At 52.4% G+C, this 1,282-nt stretch carries 2 protein-coding genes; both read left to right on the plus strand.

What is annotated here, in order from left to right; translation table 11 throughout:
* Window positions 1-577 precede the first annotated feature (577 nt).
* The gene (locus BGN95_RS07220; protein WP_286772108.1) at window positions 578-898 is read left to right on the plus strand and encodes a response regulator transcription factor; all 321 of its coding nucleotides are present in this window, start codon (window positions 578-580) and stop codon (window positions 896-898) included.
* Between the two features lie 87 nt (window positions 899-985).
* Window positions 986-1,282: baeRF12 domain-containing protein (locus BGN95_RS07225; RefSeq protein WP_286772109.1), on the plus strand; the 297-nt coding region annotated here is incomplete at its 3' end.

Consider the following 1,282-nt stretch of genomic DNA (forward strand, 5'->3'; position numbering starts at 1 on the left):
GGGAACGCGCGATCGCGAGCCTCACCGCGTGGAGCTCGGGGTTCCCTCCCATGACAGTCCTCTATTAACCATGACCGCCGCGGATAGTAGATTATCGAAATAAATTTCTCCACTGCACAGTATATATGCGAAGTTACGTAGGTAGATTTACTTAGTCCTTCTACAAAGATACACATAACTAAGTTCTCCAAATCGTTTGATTAGCGGAGATGTTTCTCAAGGTAAACTTAAATACCTCTTTGCGCGATTCATTTCACCGACGTATGCGTGCGCCTATTACACGAGCATGGGTATCGACGGCATTTTCCCGCACGACTCGAATGTTATCCAGCGCGCAAGGAGAAAAAATTTGTCGTTCCCGCCACCCCCAATTCCCGGATTTCTCAGACGGCGTCGCCGGAGCCCCGCATCTCCCTTAAAATTTTGTGACTATTAAGTAATATTGCGAGCAGCCACGCTGCTTCAGCTTTGCTACTCACCAAAACGGCTCACAAGCCAAATCGGGGTGGAGCGCGGGACTGCATCCAGGCGCGCGCTTTGGTCTGGCAAGTTTCGTAGACGAAGCAGGAGGTGCCGGATGTCCTCACTTTCCAACGAAGCATTTAGCGCTTGCCTCACAGCGCGCGAACTGGAGATTCTTGCGTTTGTCGCTCGCGGCCTATCGGCCAAGCAGATCGCGCAACGTGTTTCGATTGCCCCGCGCACGGTAGAGCGCCATATTGAAAATACGCGACTTAAGGTCCGTGCGCGCAACCGCGCCCACCTTGTGACGCGCGCCATTGCCAGCGGCCTCCTCAAGGTATCGGGTGAACACGAAACCAGAACCATCCCGGGCTCTGCAAAGACATCGACGACATCAATGATAACGATGCCAGAGCTAAAAGCATCAATTAAATAATATCTGTTTTTTTGCGCAGGCGGTGAATTAACGCAAGAATATTACAAGATATTATTCACGGATTAACGTCTTTTGAGGAAACTTTCTATGTCGACGCCTCGGGGATCCTACATATTAGTCGTTGATGGCGGAAACACATGCCTGTTTCGCAACAGCGGCAGTGAGCACGCGATCGAGCTCGAAGCGGTCGAGCAAGCGCGCATTCACAATCCTCGGACCAGCCTCTTGAGCGAACCTCGGCCCGGTCGATCATTTCAAAGCATGGGCAATGAGCGTAGCGCTTATAGTGACGCCAATACGCATCAACGGCGCAAGGATGCTTTCTGCGAAGCAGCGCTCGACCGCGCAATTGCGGCGGCAGGCGCGACGGGCGAACTTATCCTA

The organism is Sphingomonas sp. 66-10 (assembly GCF_001897045.1).
GTDB classification, from domain to species: domain Bacteria; phylum Pseudomonadota; class Alphaproteobacteria; order Sphingomonadales; family Sphingomonadaceae; genus Sphingomonas; species Sphingomonas lycopersici.

What these genes read in the sequence shown, in the direction of transcription:
- BGN95_RS07220 (WP_286772108.1), top strand. Translation starts at nt 578, where the DNA reads ATGTCCTCACTTTCCAACGAAGCATTTAGCGCTTGCCTCACAGCGCGC.